The sequence below is a fragment of the Streptomyces sp. WMMB 322 genome (assembly GCF_900090145.1).
Classification (GTDB): Bacteria; Actinomycetota; Actinomycetes; order Streptomycetales; family Streptomycetaceae; genus Streptomyces.
This window is the reverse complement of record NZ_FMHI01000001.1, coordinates 383,775-402,127: the sequence shown is the minus strand read 5'-3', so window position 1 is coordinate 402,127 and position 18,353 is coordinate 383,775. Positions and strand designations below refer to the sequence as shown.

Annotated in this window: 13 protein-coding genes; 8 read left to right on the top strand and 5 right to left on the bottom strand. The window is 70.3% G+C overall.

Translation table 11 applies throughout. The features are described from left to right. Nucleotides 1-609: 609 nt before the first annotated feature. Both H180DRAFT_RS01770 and H180DRAFT_RS01765 read right to left on the bottom strand, forming a co-directional pair. A complete protein-coding gene (locus H180DRAFT_RS01770; protein WP_055484141.1) occupies nucleotides 610-1,893 on the bottom strand; it encodes a CapA family protein in 1,284 nt (427 codons plus the stop codon). 341 nt (nucleotides 1,894-2,234) lie between these two features. Then, complete coding sequence (locus H180DRAFT_RS01765; RefSeq protein WP_055484140.1) at nucleotides 2,235-3,056, bottom strand: SAM-dependent methyltransferase; 822 nt, start codon at nucleotides 3,054-3,056, stop codon at nucleotides 2,235-2,237. Nucleotides 3,057-3,340: 284 nt separating this feature from the next. Between H180DRAFT_RS01765 and H180DRAFT_RS01760 the strand changes: the two genes are divergently transcribed. From H180DRAFT_RS01760 to H180DRAFT_RS01750, 3 genes are all read left to right on the top strand, one after another. Beyond that, entirely contained in the window at nucleotides 3,341-5,146 is a 1,806-nt protein-coding gene (locus H180DRAFT_RS01760) for a bifunctional metallophosphatase/5'-nucleotidase (RefSeq protein ID WP_055484139.1), read from the top strand. 418 nt (nucleotides 5,147-5,564) lie between these two features. Continuing rightward, complete coding sequence (locus H180DRAFT_RS01755) at nucleotides 5,565-5,981, top strand: CBS domain-containing protein (RefSeq protein WP_055484138.1); 417 nt, start codon at nucleotides 5,565-5,567, stop codon at nucleotides 5,979-5,981. Nucleotides 5,982-6,129: 148 nt separating this feature from the next. Beyond that, nucleotides 6,130-6,363, top strand: a complete 234-nt coding sequence (locus H180DRAFT_RS01750; protein ID WP_055484137.1) for a hypothetical protein — start codon at nucleotides 6,130-6,132, stop codon at nucleotides 6,361-6,363. 284 nt (nucleotides 6,364-6,647) lie between these two features. Here H180DRAFT_RS01750 and H180DRAFT_RS01745 read toward each other — a convergent pair whose 3' ends face one another. Then, a complete protein-coding gene (locus tag H180DRAFT_RS01745) occupies nucleotides 6,648-7,124 on the bottom strand; it encodes a phospholipase (protein ID WP_055484136.1) in 477 nt (158 codons plus the stop codon). A gap of 107 nt (nucleotides 7,125-7,231) precedes the next feature. After that, complete coding sequence (locus H180DRAFT_RS01740; RefSeq protein ID WP_055484135.1) at nucleotides 7,232-8,557, bottom strand: MFS transporter; 1,326 nt, start codon at nucleotides 8,555-8,557, stop codon at nucleotides 7,232-7,234. 1,340 nt (nucleotides 8,558-9,897) lie between these two features. Here H180DRAFT_RS01740 and H180DRAFT_RS01735 point away from each other — a divergent pair. From H180DRAFT_RS01735 to H180DRAFT_RS01720, 4 genes are all read left to right on the top strand, one after another. After that, nucleotides 9,898-10,101, top strand: coding sequence for a hypothetical protein (locus H180DRAFT_RS01735; protein WP_028436646.1), 204 nt, complete (start codon nucleotides 9,898-9,900; stop codon nucleotides 10,099-10,101). A gap of 286 nt (nucleotides 10,102-10,387) precedes the next feature. Then, nucleotides 10,388-11,194, top strand: a complete 807-nt coding sequence (locus H180DRAFT_RS01730; protein WP_055484134.1) for an HlyD family efflux transporter periplasmic adaptor subunit — start codon at nucleotides 10,388-10,390, stop codon at nucleotides 11,192-11,194. A 203-nt stretch (nucleotides 11,195-11,397) separates the two neighbouring features. After that, on the top strand, nucleotides 11,398-13,677 hold the full coding sequence (locus H180DRAFT_RS01725) for an NHLP family bacteriocin export ABC transporter peptidase/permease/ATPase subunit (RefSeq protein WP_055484468.1): 2,280 nt from the start codon (nucleotides 11,398-11,400) through the stop codon (nucleotides 13,675-13,677). Between the two features lie 481 nt (nucleotides 13,678-14,158). Further along, on the top strand, nucleotides 14,159-16,990 hold the full coding sequence (locus tag H180DRAFT_RS01720; RefSeq protein WP_254665848.1) for an NHLP bacteriocin export ABC transporter permease/ATPase subunit: 2,832 nt from the start codon (nucleotides 14,159-14,161) through the stop codon (nucleotides 16,988-16,990). Nucleotides 16,991-17,107: 117 nt separating this feature from the next. Here the strand turns inward: H180DRAFT_RS01720 and H180DRAFT_RS01715 are convergent, their stop codons facing one another. Then, entirely contained in the window at nucleotides 17,108-17,692 is a 585-nt protein-coding gene (locus tag H180DRAFT_RS01715) for a dihydrofolate reductase family protein (protein ID WP_055484133.1), read from the bottom strand. Between the two features lie 219 nt (nucleotides 17,693-17,911). Here H180DRAFT_RS01715 and H180DRAFT_RS01710 point away from each other — a divergent pair, with 219 nt between their 5' ends. Further along, nucleotides 17,912-18,313, top strand: a complete 402-nt coding sequence (locus H180DRAFT_RS01710; protein WP_055484132.1) for a hypothetical protein — start codon at nucleotides 17,912-17,914, stop codon at nucleotides 18,311-18,313. The last annotated feature ends 40 nt before the right edge of the window (nucleotides 18,314-18,353 follow it).

The following is an 18,353-nucleotide window of genomic DNA, read 5'->3' as shown; positions in this document are numbered from 1 at the left end:
AATCCGCGCGGCAATCCCCACCGAATCGCCCACCAACAGGATCAATTTCCACCAGCATCGTGAGAGCGGATCAGCGAGAAAAACAACAGAAACAAGAGAAACAACAAAAACAAGAGGAACACGAGAGAAACACCGGAAAACCCGCTGGAACGCCCCGCACTCGGGTCGGCTCGGGTCGGATCGGTGCAACAGGTGCATCGCCCGGGAAGACCGCTTCCTGCACCGGTCCAGCACGTCGGCCGGCCTTTCCGCGGTCTCACACCACCCGTCATTGCGACGCTTACCCGAGTTCGGCTTTCAAAACCGGTCGGCCGGTCAGGAATTCCGGCAGGCGTTCATTCCCGAGCGGTCCTCGGGTGGACGGCAACGGGCCCCGCCGGGACGATCCGGGCCGGAACTCGCCCCGCCCGGCCGGCTCGTCCCGGCTCACCTCGTCTCGGCTCGTCGCGGCTCGTCGCGGCCCACGAACGGCCTCGCTCCCCCTCGCCGCAGTCCTGTACAGGCGTGCGTGCGGGCCCCGGTACGTTGCCGGGGCCCGCAGCCGCAACGGCCGACGGCCCGCGCGCGTCAACGGCGCGCGCGTCAACGGCCGTCAACGGCCTGTGCGGGTCAATGCCCCATCCGCAGCCCCTGCTTGTCGGCACCCCTGCTGAGCACCGCCTTGCGGATCGTGCGGAACGCCTCGGCCCGGCCCGTGCCCGCGTCGCGGGCGTTCGCCTGGCTCAGGTCGACGACGCTGATGCGGGGCGAGTTCTGCACGAAGAAGGGGATGTACTCGGCCTTCCTGACCTTCCATTCGCCCGCCCGCCCCTGACTCACCGCGCCCTTGCCGGACTTGGCCCCCTTCCGGCTCTTGTGATCCTTGTGCCCCTTCGCGTCCCGGGCCGCGTCCGCGTGGGCGGCCGGCCTTCCCGCCTTAGGCGGCACGAACGTGAAGCGGGCGGCCGAACTCATCGAACCGCGCGGGTCGTTCATCTTGCCCGCGAGCTGGTCTCCCATCCCGTAGACGACCCACGTGCCGTTGACCTTCTCGTACGGCTGCGGCACGTGGGCGTGGGTGCCGATGATGAGGTCGATGTCCTTGCGGCCGTCGGAGTCGCGGGATGCCGTGAGCTGCTTGGCCAGCTTCTTCTGCCGGCTGTCGGGCTCCTGCTGCCACTCGGTGCCCCAGTGCATGCTCGTGACGACGACGTCGGCACCGGCCCGGCGGGCCGCGCGCGCGTCGGCGATGATCCGCTTCGGCTCCATGAGGTTCACGGCCCACGGCTTGTTCTTCGGTACGGGCAGGCCGTTGGTCCCGTAGGTGTACGCGAGCTGGGCGACCTTCGCGCCGCCCGCCTTCATCATCGTGATGTGGCTGCGTCCGCGGGCCGACGCCGCCGAACCGGCGTGCTTCAGGCCCGCCTTGTCCATCTCGGTGACGGTGCGGCGGACTCCGTCCATGCCGTCGTCCATGGTGTGGTTGGAGGCCGAAGAGCAGCTCTCGTAGCCGGTTTCCTTGATCGCTTGGGCCACGTCCGGGGGCGTCTTGAAAGCGGGGTATCCGGTGAACGGGCCGCCCCGGGGGCCGTAGACGGTTTCCATGTGGCATATCGCCAAGTCGGCCTTCGACGCCACCGGCTTGGCGCCCGCGAGCATCGTGCGGAAGTCGTATCCGGAGCCGGCGGCGTCCGTACGGGCCTGACGTATGACGGAGTCGTGGGCCAGGATGTCGCCGGTGGCGACCAGCGTGAACGGCCGCAGCGAGGCCGTCGCGGACGCCTCGCTCTTCGCAGCGGCATTGTCTCCCCGGTCCCCCTGCCGGTGGCCGTGCTGGCTGCCGCAGCCGGCGACGATCCCCAGCAGCACAGTCGTGGCGGTGGCCAGAGTGGCGTGACGTATGTACGTGCTCATGGCGGGCTCTCGCTTTCTCAGGGAAAGTCGACAAACCCACATATATGGGTGCGCGGAGGTGCCCGCGCGGCCGCGCCGCCATACGGCGCAACACGGGCGTCCGCCCGTGTCCCGCTGCCCGGAACATGCGTCCGGCCATGGGGAAAGGCACACGGAACGTACTCGCGTTCCCGGGCGGGGCCGTGCCCATGAGCGACCGGCCGGCCGCGGACTCCCCGCGCGCCGTGCCGCACCGCGCACGCCTCGAACACGCAGCGGCCCCGCCACCACCGGGTGCATTCCGGGGGCTGCGGGGCCGGCCGGCCGTCATGCCGCGCAAGCGGCACACGCCGGACGGGAGGTCACGGCTTCCGGCCGACGCCCCCGTACATCGCCACGTCCTCCGCGTCCAGACTCGCCCCCGGAAGCCAGCGGGAGCAGGCGACGACGCCGGGCTCCAGCAGCTCCAGCCCGTCGAAGTAGCGCTCCACCTGCGAGGGAGTGCGCTGGGTCAGCTTCGGCGTCCCGTTGGCGTTCCAGAACGCGACGGCCGCGTCCACGTCCGGCATCGCCGGTGACGTGATGGTGTGCGAGAGGACGAGGTGACTGCCCGCCGGCAGCGCGTCCATCAACCGCCGCACGATGGCGTACGACTCCTCGTCGTCCTCGACGAAGATGACCACGCCGAGCAGGATCAGCGCCACGGGACGGCTCAAGTCCAGTGTTTCCGCGGCCTGTTCGAGGATGGCGTCGACATCCCGCAGGTCGCAGTCGAGGTAGGCGGTCCTCCCCTCGGGGGTGCTGGTGAGCAGCGCCTGTGCGTGCACGAGCACGATCGGGTCGTTGTCCACGTACACGACGCGGCTGTCCGGCGCGACCCGCTGCGCCACCTCGTGAGTGTTGTCGGCGGTCGGCAGGCCCGTGCCGATGTCGAGGAACTGCCTGATGCCGAGCTCCCCCGCCAGATGCGACACGGCGCGCCCCAGGAAGCGCCGGTCGGCACGGGCGTATTCGCCGATGCCCGGGTGGAGTCTGCGTATCTGGTCGCCCGTCTCGCGGTCGACCTCGTAGTGGTCCTTGCCGCCCAGCCAGTAGTTCCACACGCGGGCGGTGTGCGTGATGCTCGTGTCGATCCTGTCCCGGACGTCCTCGGACGTGCGGTGCCCCGGCCCTTCACTGCTCAACTGTGCCCCCCTCGTGGAAGGACGCCACAAGTTCCGCCCCGCTGGGGGCTGTTGCTCGTACCGTCCGCGCGGATGATGCAGAGGTTAACGCCTGAAACGGACACCGGCTCCCCTGCCGGCGGACATCGCCGGCGGGCTTGCCCGACGGGTCCGGACGAAGGCGTGACATGGGCCGCTCCACTGCCCGCAACCCTGTCGTTACCGCAACACTCCTGACGGACTACGCGCGTTGACCGTAGGCTGCCAGCGCTCGGGCAGACCAGAGAAGGGGAAGGGGAACCTCGATGACCGTGAAACCTCAACGGCGCAGACGCCTCAGCCGGCTGACCGCATGCGCCGCGGCGCTCGCGGCAGCCGCCGGCGTGCTCTCGGCAGCGATGCCTGCGGGTGCGGAGAGCGCCGACCGCGGCCACGGCCAAGGACGCACGGTCGACGTGCAGTTGCTTTCGTTCAACGACTTCCACGGCAACCTCGAACCGCCCCCCGGCTCCTCCGGTGAGGTCTCCCGCCAGAAGCCCGACGGCTCCACCGAGAAGGTCGCTGCGGGAGGCGCCGAGTATCTGGCGACGTCACTGCGCAAGGCCCGCAAGGGCAACCCGTACAGCGTCACTGCCGCGGCGGGCGACCTGGTGGGGGCGAGCCCGCTGATCTCCGGCCTCTTCCACGACGAGCCCAGCATCGAGGCGTTCAACAAGATGGACCTGGATGTCGCGGGCGTCGGCAACCACGAGTTCGACGAGGGCCGCGCGGAGCTCCGGCGCCTCCAGGAGGGCGGCTGCCATCCCGAGGACGGCTGCTCCGAGGAGGGCAAGGTCTTCCAGGGCTCCGACTTCCCCTATCTCGCGGCGAACGTGACGGACGAGAAGACCCAGCGCCCGATCCTCAAGCCCTACACGGTGTGGAAGAAGAAGGGCGTGAAGATCGGCTTCATCGGCGTCACTCTGGAAGGCACGCCGGACATCGTCAGTGAAGAGGGCGTCAGGGGCCTGAAGTTCCACGACGAGATCGAGACCGTCGACAAGTACGCCAAGAAGCTCGACAAGATGGGCGTGAAGTCGATCGTCGCGCTCATCCACGAGGGCGGCTCTCCGGCGAAGCCCGAGTACAACTACGACTGCGACAGCCCCGGCCCGGGCGACGGCATCTCCGGCCCGATCACCGACATCGCCAAGGGCATCAGCCCGAAGGTCGACGCGCTGGTCACCGGCCACACCCACCAGGCGTACGCGTGCACGGTCCCGGACCCCTCCGGCAACCCCCGCACCGTCACCTCCGCCTCCTCCTTCGGCAAGCTCTACACGGACACCACGCTGACGTACGACCGCCGCAGCGGCGACATCGTCCGTACGGGCGTGAAGTCCGCCAACCACGTGGTGAGCCGCGAGCAGGCCAAGGCCAAGGACATGACCTCGCTCATCGAGCGCTGGGGCAAGCTGGCCGACCCCATCGCCGACAAGCCCATCGGTTACATCTCCGATGACATCGAGGGCCGCGGCGCCGAGTCACCCGAGTCGCCTCTGGGCGACGTGATCAGCGACGCGCAGCTCGAGTTCATGGCTCCGGAGGACAATGGCGGGGCGCAGCTCGCCCTGATGAATCCCGGCGGCATCCGCTCCGACCTCGTCTACAAGGCGTCGGAGGACGAGGGCGACGGCGTCGTGACCTACGGCGAGGGCTTCACGGTGCAGCCCTTCACCAACATGATGACGGCGATCGACCTGACGGGTGAACAGCTGATCACCGCGCTCCAGCAGCAGGTCAGCGGGAGCAACGAGGCGTCTCCGAAGATCCTCCAGGTCTCCGAGGGCTTCAGCTACACGCTCGACATGACGAAGTCCGGCAAGGACCGGATCGTGACGGACTCGGTGAAGCTGGACGGCGAGGCCATCGACCCGGACAAGACCTACCGTGTCGCGATGAACGAGTTCCTGGCGGGAGGCGGCGACGGCTTCCCGGTCTTCAAGGAGGGCAAGGACAAGCTCGTCGGCAAGTCGGACCTGGAGGCGCTGGAGGCGTACTTGGGCGACAACTCCTCCGAGTCCGAGCCGCTCGACCCGCCGAAGGCGGACCGCATCAAGGTCGTCGAGTAGCAACCGGAGCAGGACGGACGCAGGACGCGAGCAGCACCCGGACGCCCTGCCCGGCGGGTCACACCGCCGGGCAGGGCGTCTCGTGTTTTCCGGGGCAGGGCCCGCGGCGGGCGTCCGGGGGACGGGGCGGGGGCGCCGGTGCGGGAGCCGGGGGGCCGGGAGCCGCCCGGCCCGTGCGGGAGCCGGGGCAGGGCCGGTTGGCCGGGCGTCCGGGGAGGGTTCCGCATCGGTCGCCGGCGGAGGCTTGCGGAGTACCGGGCTCGCCCCGGGGCTCCCCGACACACCACTTCCGCCGGGGTTTGAGTACGCGGGGACGTGCTACCCGATCCGGCGGCGGCGCGGCTCCCGCGGTCCGTCACCGGACCGGGCACGAGAGGCCCGCGCCGCGGCACGAATTCAGTCGTCCAGGAGTTTGCACATGACTACCGCACGAGAACTGATGACCCCCGGCGCCGATTGCGTCCAGTCGGACCAGTCGGCCGCCGACGCCGCCCGAATAATGACCCGGGACGGTGTCGGCGCCCTGCCGATCTGCGGTCCGGACGACAAGATCAAGGGTGTTGTCACGGACCGGGACATCGTCGTGAAGGTGCTCGGCCAGGGACGCGACCCCGGTTCCTTCCCGGCGGGCAGCCTCAATCAGGAAGAGGCCGTCACGATCGGCGCGGACGACGACGGTGAGGAGATCCTGGCCACGATGACGCGCCACAAGGTGCGCCGGCTGCCGGTGATCGACGGGAACCGCCTCGTCGGCATGGTCGCCGTCGCCGACGTCGCCCGGTCCCTTCCGAACGCCACGACCGGCGAACTGGTCGAGGCCCTGTCCGCCGACTGACAGGCCCGGCACCACTGACCGCTGTTCAAAGGACCCGCACAGGCGCGGAGGCCGCGCGGCCGCACGACGGCCGACGGCCTCCGCATCGGAGCGGTCCCTCCGCTTCTCCCTACCGTCAAACCGACCACATCACCCGAGGAGCCATGCCATGGCCGTATGTGAGGTCTGCGGGAACGACTACGAGGCCGCCTTCGAAGTCCGGGCGGCAGGCGCGGTGCACACCTTCGACAGCCTCGAATGTGCCGCGCAGAAGATTGCCCCGATCTGCGAGAACTGCGGGTGCCGCATCCTTGGCCACGGCCTGCAGGCCGAGGGGCGCTTCTTCTGCTGCGCCAACTGCGCACGCATGCAGGGGCGCATGGAACTGGCGGACAGCGTCTGACCCGTCCGGCAGTGGAACGCTCACGGCTGCCCCGCCGGATGTGCGGGCGGTGACGTTCACGACGAGATGACGAAGTGCGCGGGGCGCCGCCGCTGCCGAGCGGCGTCCCGCGCACCGTTGCGCCGTGCCTCGTCGCCTCGCCCGGCTGTTCTGCCCGGCACTTCTCCTCGTTGCTGTGCCCCGCCGTTGTGCCCCGCCGTGTGCTGTGCCCCGTCGTTGTGCCCCGCCGTTGTGCAGCGCCCGGCGGGTGCCTTGTCGGGTGCCGGGCCTCGTCGCGCGGCGGCTCAGCCGACCGGGCTGCCCTTCTTGACGCCCAGGATCACGACCGCCTGGTAGTAGGTCCATGCGAGGGCGTTGCAGGAATCCCTCGTCGCGCCGTCATATCCGGCGCAGGCGCGCTTGAGGTCTTCGTAGAAGGCGCTGTCGACGCGGGCCTTGTTGGCCTCGAAGGTGCCCTGGGCCTTGTAGTTGCGGTAGCCGAAGTCGTGCCGGATGCAGCCGTTCTCGAACGGGAAACCGAACGGGTTGTCAGGTGACGAGGAGCAGACGTCGGTCGACCAGTCGAAGTTGTAGGCCGCCCATGAGCCCTGGTCGGCCCTGGCGGCCAGGAAGGCGTTCTGGCTCCCGGCGTCGGTCTGGGTCCAGCTCGCGAGGACCTGTGGCTTGTCGGCCGGGTCCGCGGCAGCGGTTGTGGCGGTGCCGATGACGGCGAGGAGACTCGCGGACGAAACGATGGCGCCCGCGGCAAGTCTTCGACGCATTTCGTACCTCCGTGGGGGGAGAGGTGGAGCAACATCGGAACAGTTGAAGCCATGAGCATGACAGAACAAGCGCTTGTCAAATAGCCGCGTGCGCAGGATTCTTCGGTTCACCGCAACTCACTGGGAGCACCCGTGGGGGCTGTGGTACGGACGGGTCCGGGGCGCACCACCGATGCGAGCGCGGCGATGGCGAGGGACGCCGGCACCAGCACACCGAGAGCAGCGGGAAGCCCGACGATCGTCGCCAGCCCGCCGATCAGCGGCGAGACGAGCAGCCAGCCGAGGTTGCCGGCGAACCCGATCTGCCCCATCGCCGGCGCCGGATCGCGCAACGCACCCGCCGCGGTGAACGCACCGGGGAAGACCGCGCTGATCCCCGCGCCCGCGACGACGAGCGCCACGAGCGCCGCCGCCGGAATCCCCAGCAGCAGCGCCGCGGCCAGTACGGCGGCGCAGCACAGCGTGCCCGTCCGGATCAGCCGCGCCCACCCGAGGCGGTTCACGAGGCGGTCGTTGAGGAGCCGCGTGACGACGCTGCCCGCGCTGAAGGCGGCGTACCCGGCGGCGGCCGTGGCCGCGTCGGCACCGATGTGACGCAGATACACACCGCTCCAGGCCGCGGGCGCGTCCTCCACGAGCGCGGCCAGGAACGTCATCAGCGCGAGCAGCAGCACCGTGGTCGACCTGCGCCGCGGGCCCGCGGACTTCGGCGGCCCCGGCTCCCGCTCCCCGTCGGCCGTCGCCGGAGCCGGGGGCCCGCTGCTCCCTCGGGCACCTCCGCCGGGTCCCGCGCCTCCGGCCGCTCCCGGACCGCCGTCCGTCGCGCTCGCCGCCTCCGCCGCGCCGGCCCCTTCGCCCTCCGGCAGCAGGCCGCACGCGGCCACCGCGGAGAGCACGGCGAGGACGGCCGCCATGAGGGCGAACTGCGCGACGAGCGACAGGCCGAGGGCGAAGGTCGCGGCTCCGGCCAGCCCTCCCGCGACGGCACCGATGCTGCGGATGGCGTGCATCGAGTTGAGCACGGTGCGCCCGTACCGCCGCTGCACGACGACGGCCTGGGCGTTCATGGCCACGGACGTGCATCCGTCGGCGGCGCCGAGGAGCACCAGCACGGCCATGAGCGTCCACTGCGACGGTGCGGCCGGAACCAGAGCCAGCGGCACGCACAGCGACACCGGCGCCGACGCACTGACCGCGCGGCTGCCCAGCCGGTGCACCAGCAGCCCGCCCGCCTGGCTGCCTGCCAGCGCCCCCAGGCCCGGTCCGGCCATCACCAGCCCCAGCATTCCCGCCGACAGGTGGAGTTGGTCCTGAACCGCGGGCACGCGGGCGGCCCACGAGGCGAACACGGCGCCGTGCACGAAGAAGACGGCAGAGACGGCGGCACGTGCCCGGCGCAGCGACGGCGGCGGCGCAGGACTGGTCGGTCGCAAGGGGCTGCTCCGCTTCCAGGACGGCACTCACTGACGTTCCCCGGCTCCCGCAGGGACGCACCTGAACGATCCTGCCCGGCGGGCGGTGTCGTGAAAGACGGCTTCGTGGACGAGGGCTTCGTGAACGAGGGCTTCGTGGAAGACGGCGCTGTGAAAGCGGGCGCTGCGAAGGACGGCGCTGTGAAATGACCGAGGCCCCGGGGATGAACCCGGGGCCTCGGTCGCCAACGTGGGGGGAAGCCCACAACCAACCTGCACACATTCAACGAAGGAGGTCAGGATTCGTCACGGTTCTGCACGGCTTACCGATTTCCTGGACTTTGTCCCATCGGCGGGATATAGGGCCGGTGACTCCTTCACCACCGCGTACACGCGGGCCCACGCACCACAGACCACGCCCCCGTCACCGGGCCGGGCAGCACCCTCCGGACACCCACGCGGATGCCGGCGCCCGGACGGCCGGCACCGCGGAGGCCAGGCACCGCGGAGGCCAGGCACCGAGGAGGCCGGCTGCGCACGGCTCCGGCACCTCGCTCCGTTCACCGCTCCGACCCGCCCTGTACCCGCCACCCGCACGCGCGTTCACGGGACGGACGCCAGCGCCCCGCCCCCGCACGCCGAACAGCGCCATTTCCGTACGGACGGAGGCCTCGGCTGATGAGGCCTCATGTTGTGGATATCCCGGGACACTTGTGGATTCCGCGGCACGAGGGGTGTACGGACCCGGCGGTGATTCGCGTGCGCGCTCCGCGCACATGTCTCAGTATTTGAACGCGTCATTTCGCCCTTACCCCGCCTTAGAGGCCCGTATTAGGGGAGGACTCCGGTGCGGATTTCCTCCATTACCACGAGTCACACCTTCCCAGGATCCGCTGCACAGAGCCTGCATCCGCAGGTCAGACCCGTGCTGGCCACGGCAACTGCCGTTCCCTGAAACGGAATTCAGCGAACCTGCACAACTGGTCCGTAAGGACGGCACACGCCTCCCGGTATGTGCACCGGGGCACATGGAGCCCGGTGAGCTTGATGCGGGAATGTCCACTTGGGGCTCCACCGGCGACCCGAAGGTGCGGACACCGCAGGAGTGACAAGTGAAGGGATCGCCACGAATTCGTGGACGCGGCTGCACCGCAAGGAAGTTGAACGGCCATATCGGCGCCGGAGGAGCACACGGTTGAGTGGCCGGGCGGCATGTACGCATGCTTTGATCGGCCCCTGACGCGGAAGTTGAACGATTGGTTCCCGACGTCGGGCATCAGACGACCGCTCGTACGGCCGGACGGTTTTCCCCGAGCCGGCCGATGTTATTGAGAACACAAAGGAAGCGAAGGGAAGCTCCCATGGACTTCATCGAGACCCGCGAGATTTCCGACAACGACCTCGACAACGTCTCGGGCGGCGTCCTGGGCTCGGTCGTCGGCACCGCCGTGAGCACCGCCGACTCCGTCGCCCCGGTTTCCGAGACCACCGACGCCGTGAACGGCGTTGCCTCCGGCCTGACCGGTGTCGACACCTCCCAGGTGACGGGCCTCGCCGGTCTCTGAGGCGAAGGTCGCGACCGAGCGGCCGGGCCGTGTGTGCACGGCCTGAACCGCTCGGAGCATCCGAACCCGAGTGGGGTGATCGTGAGCCCCGGAACCGCCTGTTCCGGGGCTCACGGATGCGTCCGGGGGCAGTTGTGGAACACTCGTGACCCCTGTCCCCCAAAAGACGTCGGCGGCCGCCGTACCGAGCGCCCGACCGCTCCACCGGTGAAGCCGGCGTCCCGCCCGCCGCCCCGAAGGAAGCGTCATGCCTGAAAGCGACGAACGCAGTTGAGGGAATAGCCCCGTGCAGTTCCGCCAGAAGGCGTTTTCCAAGCTGCAGTCCCCCGAGGAACTCGACCTGCCCGTGCGCTACGCGCGCCCGCAGGGCTGGCTCGTGCTGCTCGTGACCGTTCTCGTCATGGCGGGAGCGGGCTACTGGGCTGTCACCGGAAAGGTCTCCGGGAAGCTGGACGCGCCCGGTGTCCTCACCCACGCCAAGGGCAGCTACGTGCTGCAGAGCCCCGTCTCGGGCCAGGTCGTGCAGGTGCTGGCCGAGGAGGGCCGCATGCTGCCGGCCCGCACGCCGGTGCTGAAAGTGCGAACGGACCAGGGGTACCGGGCAGTTCGTACCGTCTCCGCGGGCCGCATGACGTCGCTGACGGCGAAGATCGGCTCCGTGATCACACCCGGCAAGGACGTCGCGACCGTCGAGCGCGTGGAACGCCCCGACGAACCGCTCGTCGCCATGCTGTACGTGCCGGGCAGCAGCGGCGCCACCGTCTCGCCGGGCGCCGCCGTCGACCTGACCGTGCAGTCCGCCCCGCCGGACGAGTACGGCGTGCTGCGCGGCCGTGTCAAGGCGGTCGGCAGGGGCGCCCAGACCCGCCAGCAGGTCTCCAGCTTCCTCGGCAACGCCGAGCTCGGCGCCGAGTTCACCAAGGAGGGCCAGCCCGTCGCGGTCATGGTCGAGCTGGACAAGTCGTCCACGACGAAGTCCGGTTACAAGTGGTCCTCGGAGAAGGGCCCGCCCTACGAGCTCGAGTCCATGACGATCGCCGACGGCGCGATACACCAGCCCTCGCAGCGCCCCGTCGATTGGCTGCTCCCGTGAGCCCGCGGAAGCGGACTTCCAAGAAGGAGGCGCGCACAAGCGCTTCGCGCACGCGAGCGACCCGTACCGAAGCGCCCCGCCCCGGCAGGTCCCGTGCCGACACGGCCCGCAGCGGCAAGTCCCGTACCGAAGCGCCCCGTTCCCGGAAGGCCGGCACCGACGACGCACGCCCGTCGGAGGCCGAGGAGACCGGCCAGAACCGGCTGCCGCCCCCGGGCAGGAGGAAGCACCGCCCCGAGACCGGAAAGAGCGGCAGGTCCGCGGCCCGGAACAGCGGCAAGCACCGCACGGCGGGGACGGGCCGTAAACCGGTGCAGATACCGAAGGCCCAGTACAAGGCCGTCCGCACACCGACGGTGCTCCAGATGGAGGCCGTGGAGTGCGGCGCCGCCGCGCTTTCCATGGTCCTCGGCTACTTCGGCAGGCACGTCCCCCTCGAACAGCTGCGCATCGCCTGCGGTGTCTCGCGCGACGGCTCGCGCGCCAGCAACCTCCTCAAGGCAGCCCGCAGTTACGGCCTGACCGCCAAGGGCATGCAGATGGAGCCCGCGGCGCTCGCCGAGGTCCCCGGTCCCGCCGTCCTGTTCTGGGAGTTCAACCACTACGTCGTCTACGAGGGGATGGGACGCCGCCTCGGCAAGCGCGGCGTGCACATCAACGACCCCGACAAGGGCCGCCGTTTCGTCCCGCTGGAGGAGTTCGACACCAGCTTCACCGGCGTCGTCCTCACCTTCGAACCCGGAGAGGACTTCCGCCGCGGCGGCAAGCGCCCCAGCGCCATGAGCGCCATGCCGGCGAGGCTGCGCCGCACCACCGGCACGATGCTGGCCGCGCTGCTCGCAAGCCTTCTGCTCGTCGGCGTGGGCGCGGCAGTGCCCGCACTGAGCCGCACCTACATCGACATGTTCCTCATCGGGGACCAGACGTCGCTGCTGGGTGTGCTGTTCGCCTCGATGGGCGCGATGGTGCTGCTCACGGCCGTACTGACCGCCCTGCAGCAGGCGAACCTGCTGCGGGGGCGCATCATCTCCTCGACGCTCAGCAGCGCACGCTTCTTCCGGCACCTGCTGAGGCTGCCCGTCACGTTCTTCGCGCAGCGCAGCCCCGCCGACCTCGTGCAGCGCCTCCAGTCCAACGACACCGTCGCCGAGACCCTCTCCCGCGACCTGGCCGCCGCGGGCGTGGACGCCGTCGTCGTCATCCTCTACGCGGTGCTGCTGTGGACGTACGACCCGCAGCTCACCGTCATCGGCGTGGGCATCGCACTGCTGAACCTCATCGCGATGCGCGTGGTGATCCGCATGCGCGCCACCGGCACGCAGAAGCTTCGTGCGGACACCGCGCGCCTCACCAACACCTCGTACACCGGCCTGCAGCTGATCGAGACGATGAAGGCCACCGGCGGTGAGAACGGGTACTTCCGCCGCTGGTCCGGGCAGCACGCCACCACCCTGGACGAGCAGCAGAAGCTCGGGGTCCCCACGGCCTGGCTGGCCGTCGTCGCACCCACGCTCGCGACGCTCAACAGCGCGATGATCCTGCTCATCGGCGGCATGCGGGCCGTGGAGGGCCACATCTCGATCGGTCTGCTGGTCGCCTTCCAGGCGCTCGTGACGCGCTTCACCGCTCCCATCACACGGCTCAACGGCGTCGCCGGGCGCATCCAGGACTTCGCCGCGGACATGGCGAGGCTGAAGGACGTGGAGAACTTCCCCGTCGACTCGCTCTACTCGCGGCGCGAGCCCGTCGCGGACACCCGCCGCCTCAAGGGCCATGTGTCGCTGGAGAACATCACCTTCGGCTACAGCCCGCTCGACAAGCCGCTGCTCACGGAGTTCTCCCTGTCGGTCGGCCCGGGCCGTCAGGTCGCGCTCGTCGGCGGCTCCGGCAGCGGCAAGTCCACCGTCTCCCGGCTGATATCGGGCCTCTACAGCCCCTGGGAGGGAGTGATCCGCATCGACGGGCAGCGCCTGGAGGACATCTCCCGCAGCGCGCTGGCCGCCTCCGTCTCCTTCGTGGACCAGGACGTCTTCCTCTTCGAGGGAACGGTGCGGGACAACGTGGCGCTGTGGGACCCGTCCATATCCGACGAGGCCGTCACCGCCGCGCTGCGGGACGCCGCCGTGCTCGACGACTTCACGCGGCGGCCCGGCGGCATCCACAGCCGCGTCGAGCAGGACGGCCGCAACCTCTCGGGCGGGCAGCGCCAGCGCCTCGAGATCGCCCGCGCGCTGGTGCGCCGGCCGAGCATTCTCGTGCTGGACGAGGTGACGAGCGCCCTGGACGCCCAGACCGAGCAGCTCATCATCGACAACCTGCGGCGGCGCGGCTGCGCCTGCGTCGTCATCGCGCACCGGCTGAGCACCGTCCGCGACAGCGACGAGATCGTCATGCTGGACCACGGGAGTGTCGTGGAACGCGGACGCCACGAGGAACTGGTCGCCCGCGGCGGCCCGTACGCCGAACTGGTCAAGGAGCACTGACGTGGCATCCGGCGACCGCTCCGCAAGGGATCCCCGCACGGCCGGGCAGGACACCGGCTCGTGGCAGACGGGGCAGTGGGACACCGGCTCGTACGGCACGGCCGCCCAGGGCGGGCCCACCCCGCCGTACGGCACCGCGGACCCGCAGCACGGCGCTCACGAAACCGGTGCGCAGGAGGCGGTCGGCCAGGGGGCCGGCTCGTACGGCGGCCCCTACGACACGGGCGCGTACGAGACGGGCCCGTACGACACAGGGGGGCACAACACCCCGGCGTACGGGGCGAATTCGTACGACACGGGCGAGTACCGGATCCCGTCGTACGACACCGGCGAACACCCCGCCCCGATGCACGAGACGGGCGAACACCCCGTCCCCGCACACGACTTGGGAGGACAGCGCCCGCCCGCGCACGGCTCCGGCGAACACGGCGCCGCCGTTGCCGCGCCCCACCCCCAGGACCCCGTCATCGCCGCCTTCGGCATGCTCGGCGATGGCGTCGACTGCACCGGCGTGCGCAGTCTCCCCCTCGAAGGCCCCCATGTGCTGTGGCTGGTGACCGGCGGAGCCATGGACCTCTTCGCCGTCGACGCGGTGCAGCAGGGCCACTGGCACTTCCTCGGCAGGCTGGAGCCGGGCACCCTCGTCCTCGGGCCGATCGAGGGAACCCAGCACACGCTGGTCGGCAGGCCGCTGCGCGAGTGCGGGCTGCGCCGCATCGAACTCCGCGAACTGCAGAGGCCCGACTACAGCAGCGTCTCCGCCCACTTCCGCAACCACGCGTCCTGGGACGCGAACCAGACAACGGCCGAGGGCGTCGCGGCCCTGCCCCACACCCCGCTCGACACGGCCTTCGCCCTGGGCATCGGACGCAGCCTCCGCGTCCTGTTCGAGGCGCCGCTCGACGGCGAGGTGACTCCCGGCGCCGTCCACCCGGGCACCGGCCACGGCCAGGACGACGACGAGATCCTCTGGATGCACGTCGATCCCCGCAGCGTCCAGTACGGAGCCGAGTTCAGCCAGGGCGCGGCGTCCCAGCTGCTCGTCGACGGCGCGATGTGGCAGCGCATGGTCGACCAGCAGTTCCGGCTGCTCTCCGCCCTCGACCGCTGGATCGAACGGCTCGAGCGCGCGCACGAGGACCGCACGGCCGCGGGCATCGAGGCCGGCGAGGCCGTGCGCGCGCAGGCCGACCAGGCGCTGCTGGCCTCCATCAACACCACCGGCAAGGGCTCCTCCGCGTCCACCTCCGCGAACGACGACGCGACCCTCGTCGTCGCCCGCAAGGTCGCGGGCGCCGCGGGCATCGAGCTGTCGGCTCCCGCGCAGGGCCGCGCGGCGGGCGACCGTACGAATCCCGTCGAACGCATCGCTCTCAGCTCACGGGTGCGCACCCGGGTCGTGAAGCTCCGGGGCCGCTGGTGGCGGGAGAACACCGGACCGCTCGTGGGCCACAAGGCAGCGTCCGGGGCACCCGTTGCGCTGCTGTGGCGCCGCGGCCGGTACGAGGCGGTCGACGCGGACGGCGCACGCACCAGGATCCGCAAGTCACGCGCCGGCGAGTTCGAGCCGCGGGCCGTGATGTTCTACCGGCCGCTGCCCGAAGAACCCCTGAACGCCTGGCAGTTGCTGCGGTTCTGCCTCGGCGGAACCCGCATGGACCTGCGGAACCTGATCCTCGGCGGGCTCGTCGCCGTCGGCCTGGGCGCCCTGGTGCCGATCGCGACGGGCCAGGTGCTCGGTGTGTACGTGCCGAACGCCGAGACGAGCCTCATCACGCAGGTCTCGCTGGCGATCGTGCTCAGCAGCTTCGTCTCCGCCGCGTTCATGCTGCTGCAGAACACCTCCATCCTGCGCATGGAGGGACGCGTGGAGGCGGCGCTGCAACCCGCCGTGTGGGACCGGCTGCTGCGGCTCCCGACGAAGTTCTTCGCGGAACGCTCCACGGGCGAACTGGCCAGCGCCGCCATGGGGATCAGCACCATGCGGCGCGTGCTGTCCGGGGTGGGCCCGGTGGCCGTGCAGGCGTGCACCGTCGGCACCATGAACCTGGCGCTGCTGCTCTTCTACAGCGTCCCGCTGGCTCTGATGGCGGTGGGTCTGCTCGTCGTCATCGCGGGGGCGTTCGTCGCGATGGGGGTCTGGCAGCTGCGCTGGCAGAGCAAGCTGGTGGACCTCAACAACAAGCTCAACAACATGTCGTTCCAGACGCTTCGCGGGCTGCCGAAGCTCCGCGTGGCCGCCGCCGAGAGCTTCGCGTACGCGGCGTGGGCACGGGAGTTCGCCCGCAGCCGGGAGCTCCAGCAGCGCGTCGGCCGGATCAAGAACCTCACGACGGTCCTCAACTCGGTCTATCTCCCGCTCACTTCGCTCGTCCTTTTCATGCTGCTGGCGGGCCCGGCCCGGGGCAGCCTGTCCTCCAGCGGGTTCCTCACCTTCAACACCGCCGTCACGATGATGCTGACGTCGGTGACCCAGCTGACCAACTCGCTGATATCCGCCGCCGCCGCGCTGCCGATGTTCGAGAAGGTCAAGCCCGTGCTGCACGAACCCACCGAGGTGCGCGGCGGCAGCGCACAGCCCGGCGAACTCACCGGCGAGATCGAGGCCCGGCAGCTGTCCTTCCGCTACAGCGAGGACGGCCCGCTGACGCTCGACGACGTCTCACTGCGCGTGGAGCCCGGCGAGTTCGTGGCGATCGTCGGCCCCAGCGGCTGCGGCAAGTCGACACTGCTGAGGCTGCTCATCGGCTTCGAGAAGCCGGTCTCGGGCAGCGTCCTCTACGACGGGCAGGACCTCGCCGCCCTCGACCAGGCGGCGGTGCGCCGGCAGTGCGGCGTCGTGATGCAGAACGCACAGCCGTTCGTCGGCTCGATCCTCGACTCGATCTGCGGTGCGGAGATCTACTCCCACGACGAGGCGTGGGAGGCCGCGGAGATGGCGGGCCTCGCCGAGGACATCAAGCGCATGCCCATGGGGATGCACACGATCCTCTCCGACGGCGGCGCCGCCGTCTCCGGCGGACAGCGGCAGCGCCTGATGATCGCCCAGGCCCTCATCCGGCGTCCGCGCATCCTCTACTTCGACGAGGCGACGAGCGCGCTGGACAACGAGACGCAGCGCACCGTCATCGAGAGCACCCGCAAACTCCAGGCCACCCGCATCGTGATCGCGCACCGGCTCTCCACCGTCATGGACGCCGACCGTGTGCTCGTGATGTCACGGGGACGGATCGTCCAGCAGGGGTCGCCCGCGGAACTCCTCGCCGACACCGCCGGGGAGTTCCACGAGCTGGTCCGCCGGCAGATCAGCTGACCGCCCGCGCAGGGGCGGCCCGGGGCGGTCCGGACGGTGCGTTCGAGTGGTGCGTTCAAGCAGTGCGGTTCGGGTTCGGGCGGTGCGGTCCGGGTCCGGGCGGTTCGGGGGCGGCGCTCACCGCGTCCGGCTGTACCGGCTCACGACGGCGCCGTTGCCGAACGTACGGACCGACTCCAGCGCGAACCGCCTGAAGCCGAACCCCGATGCGAACAGCGGCATGCCGGAGCCGAGCACCAGCGGATAGGTCTTGAGAACCAACTCGTCGATCTCGTCCACCAGTTCACCGGCGAGCCGGGAGCCGCCGCACAGATACACACCGAGCGGCCCCTCTTCCTCCTTCAGGGCACGGATCCGCCCCGTCAGATCCTCCGAGATGATCTCCACGGCCGGGTCCGGCGACTTCTCGACGGTCCGTGAGGCGACGTACTGGCGCAAGTGGGCGTACGGGCTGGTGACATCGATCTCCAACGCGAGGTCGTAGCTCGCCCGGCCCTGGACGACGGTGTCGAACTGCCGGTTCTCCAGGTCGTCGATGCCCAGCATCCGGCGCCCGTGGGTCGGCATGGTCTCGGGGAACTCCGCCTTGAGGTATTCGAGGAACTCCTCGTCCACGTACTCGGTGAAGAACCGGCCGTCACCGTCGGGGCCGCCGATGAATCCGTCGATCGACACGGCGACGAAGTAGGTCAGCTTCCGCATGGAGGTCCCCCCTCTGAAGGACGGAGCCGCGGGCCCGCGCCCGCGGCTCCGTCCAGTTCTCCGGGCCGGGAGCTTCCCGGCCGCGCTTCCGTACAGACTCGGGCATTGACACCCGTTCTTGACGTTCCGTGACCAACGTGTGATCGAACGAGGGCTCTCGTGGCAGTGAAGCGACCACCTGGACGGTGTCTCCGCACGGCCACCCGGTGTTGCCCCGGCATGGGAAACACGTCATTCATCGTTCTGGGGACCGCGCGGGGCGACGCGCTCGGGCCGGGCGAACCGGGTGAACCCCGTACACAGTTCGCGGAACTGACCGGCGCCTACTGGCTGGAACCGATCTACGCCGGGCTCGCGAACGAATGGAACCGCCAGGGCAGAGCCGTCCCAGGAGCTCCGCGGGAACACCGGAGGGTGCTGCCCGACGGCTCCTGCGGACCGGACGGACCCGACGGACCGGACCGACCGGACACCGGCGAGGAGCCGCACACAGCGGACGACGGCGTCCAGGGACGGCAGGGGCCCGGCACGCAGCTCGACGTGCTCCGCCCGCACGGCCCGCTCCCCGGCGCCCTCGACGGCAGCCGCCCGGCACCCCTCGGCCCGGCCACCCACGAATGAGGGACGGCGACCCGCACGGGCGCGAAAGCGCGACCGGGGG

Coding starts and splice junctions, on each gene's coding strand:
- H180DRAFT_RS01715 (WP_055484133.1), bottom strand. CDS start 17,692: ATGCGGAAGCTGACCTACTTCGTCGCCGTGTCGATCGACGGATTCATC.
- H180DRAFT_RS01760 (WP_055484139.1), top strand. CDS start 3,341: ATGACCGTGAAACCTCAACGGCGCAGACGCCTCAGCCGGCTGACCGCA.
- H180DRAFT_RS01720 (WP_254665848.1), top strand. CDS start 14,159: ATGCTCGGCGATGGCGTCGACTGCACCGGCGTGCGCAGTCTCCCCCTC.
- H180DRAFT_RS01710 (WP_055484132.1), top strand. CDS start 17,912: ATGGGAAACACGTCATTCATCGTTCTGGGGACCGCGCGGGGCGACGCG.
- H180DRAFT_RS01750 (WP_055484137.1), top strand. CDS start 6,130: ATGGCCGTATGTGAGGTCTGCGGGAACGACTACGAGGCCGCCTTCGAA.
- H180DRAFT_RS01745 (WP_055484136.1), bottom strand. CDS start 7,124: ATGCGTCGAAGACTTGCCGCGGGCGCCATCGTTTCGTCCGCGAGTCTC.
- H180DRAFT_RS01770 (WP_055484141.1), bottom strand. CDS start 1,893: ATGAGCACGTACATACGTCACGCCACTCTGGCCACCGCCACGACTGTG.
- H180DRAFT_RS01735 (WP_028436646.1), top strand. CDS start 9,898: ATGGACTTCATCGAGACCCGCGAGATTTCCGACAACGACCTCGACAAC.
- H180DRAFT_RS01755 (WP_055484138.1), top strand. CDS start 5,565: ATGACTACCGCACGAGAACTGATGACCCCCGGCGCCGATTGCGTCCAG.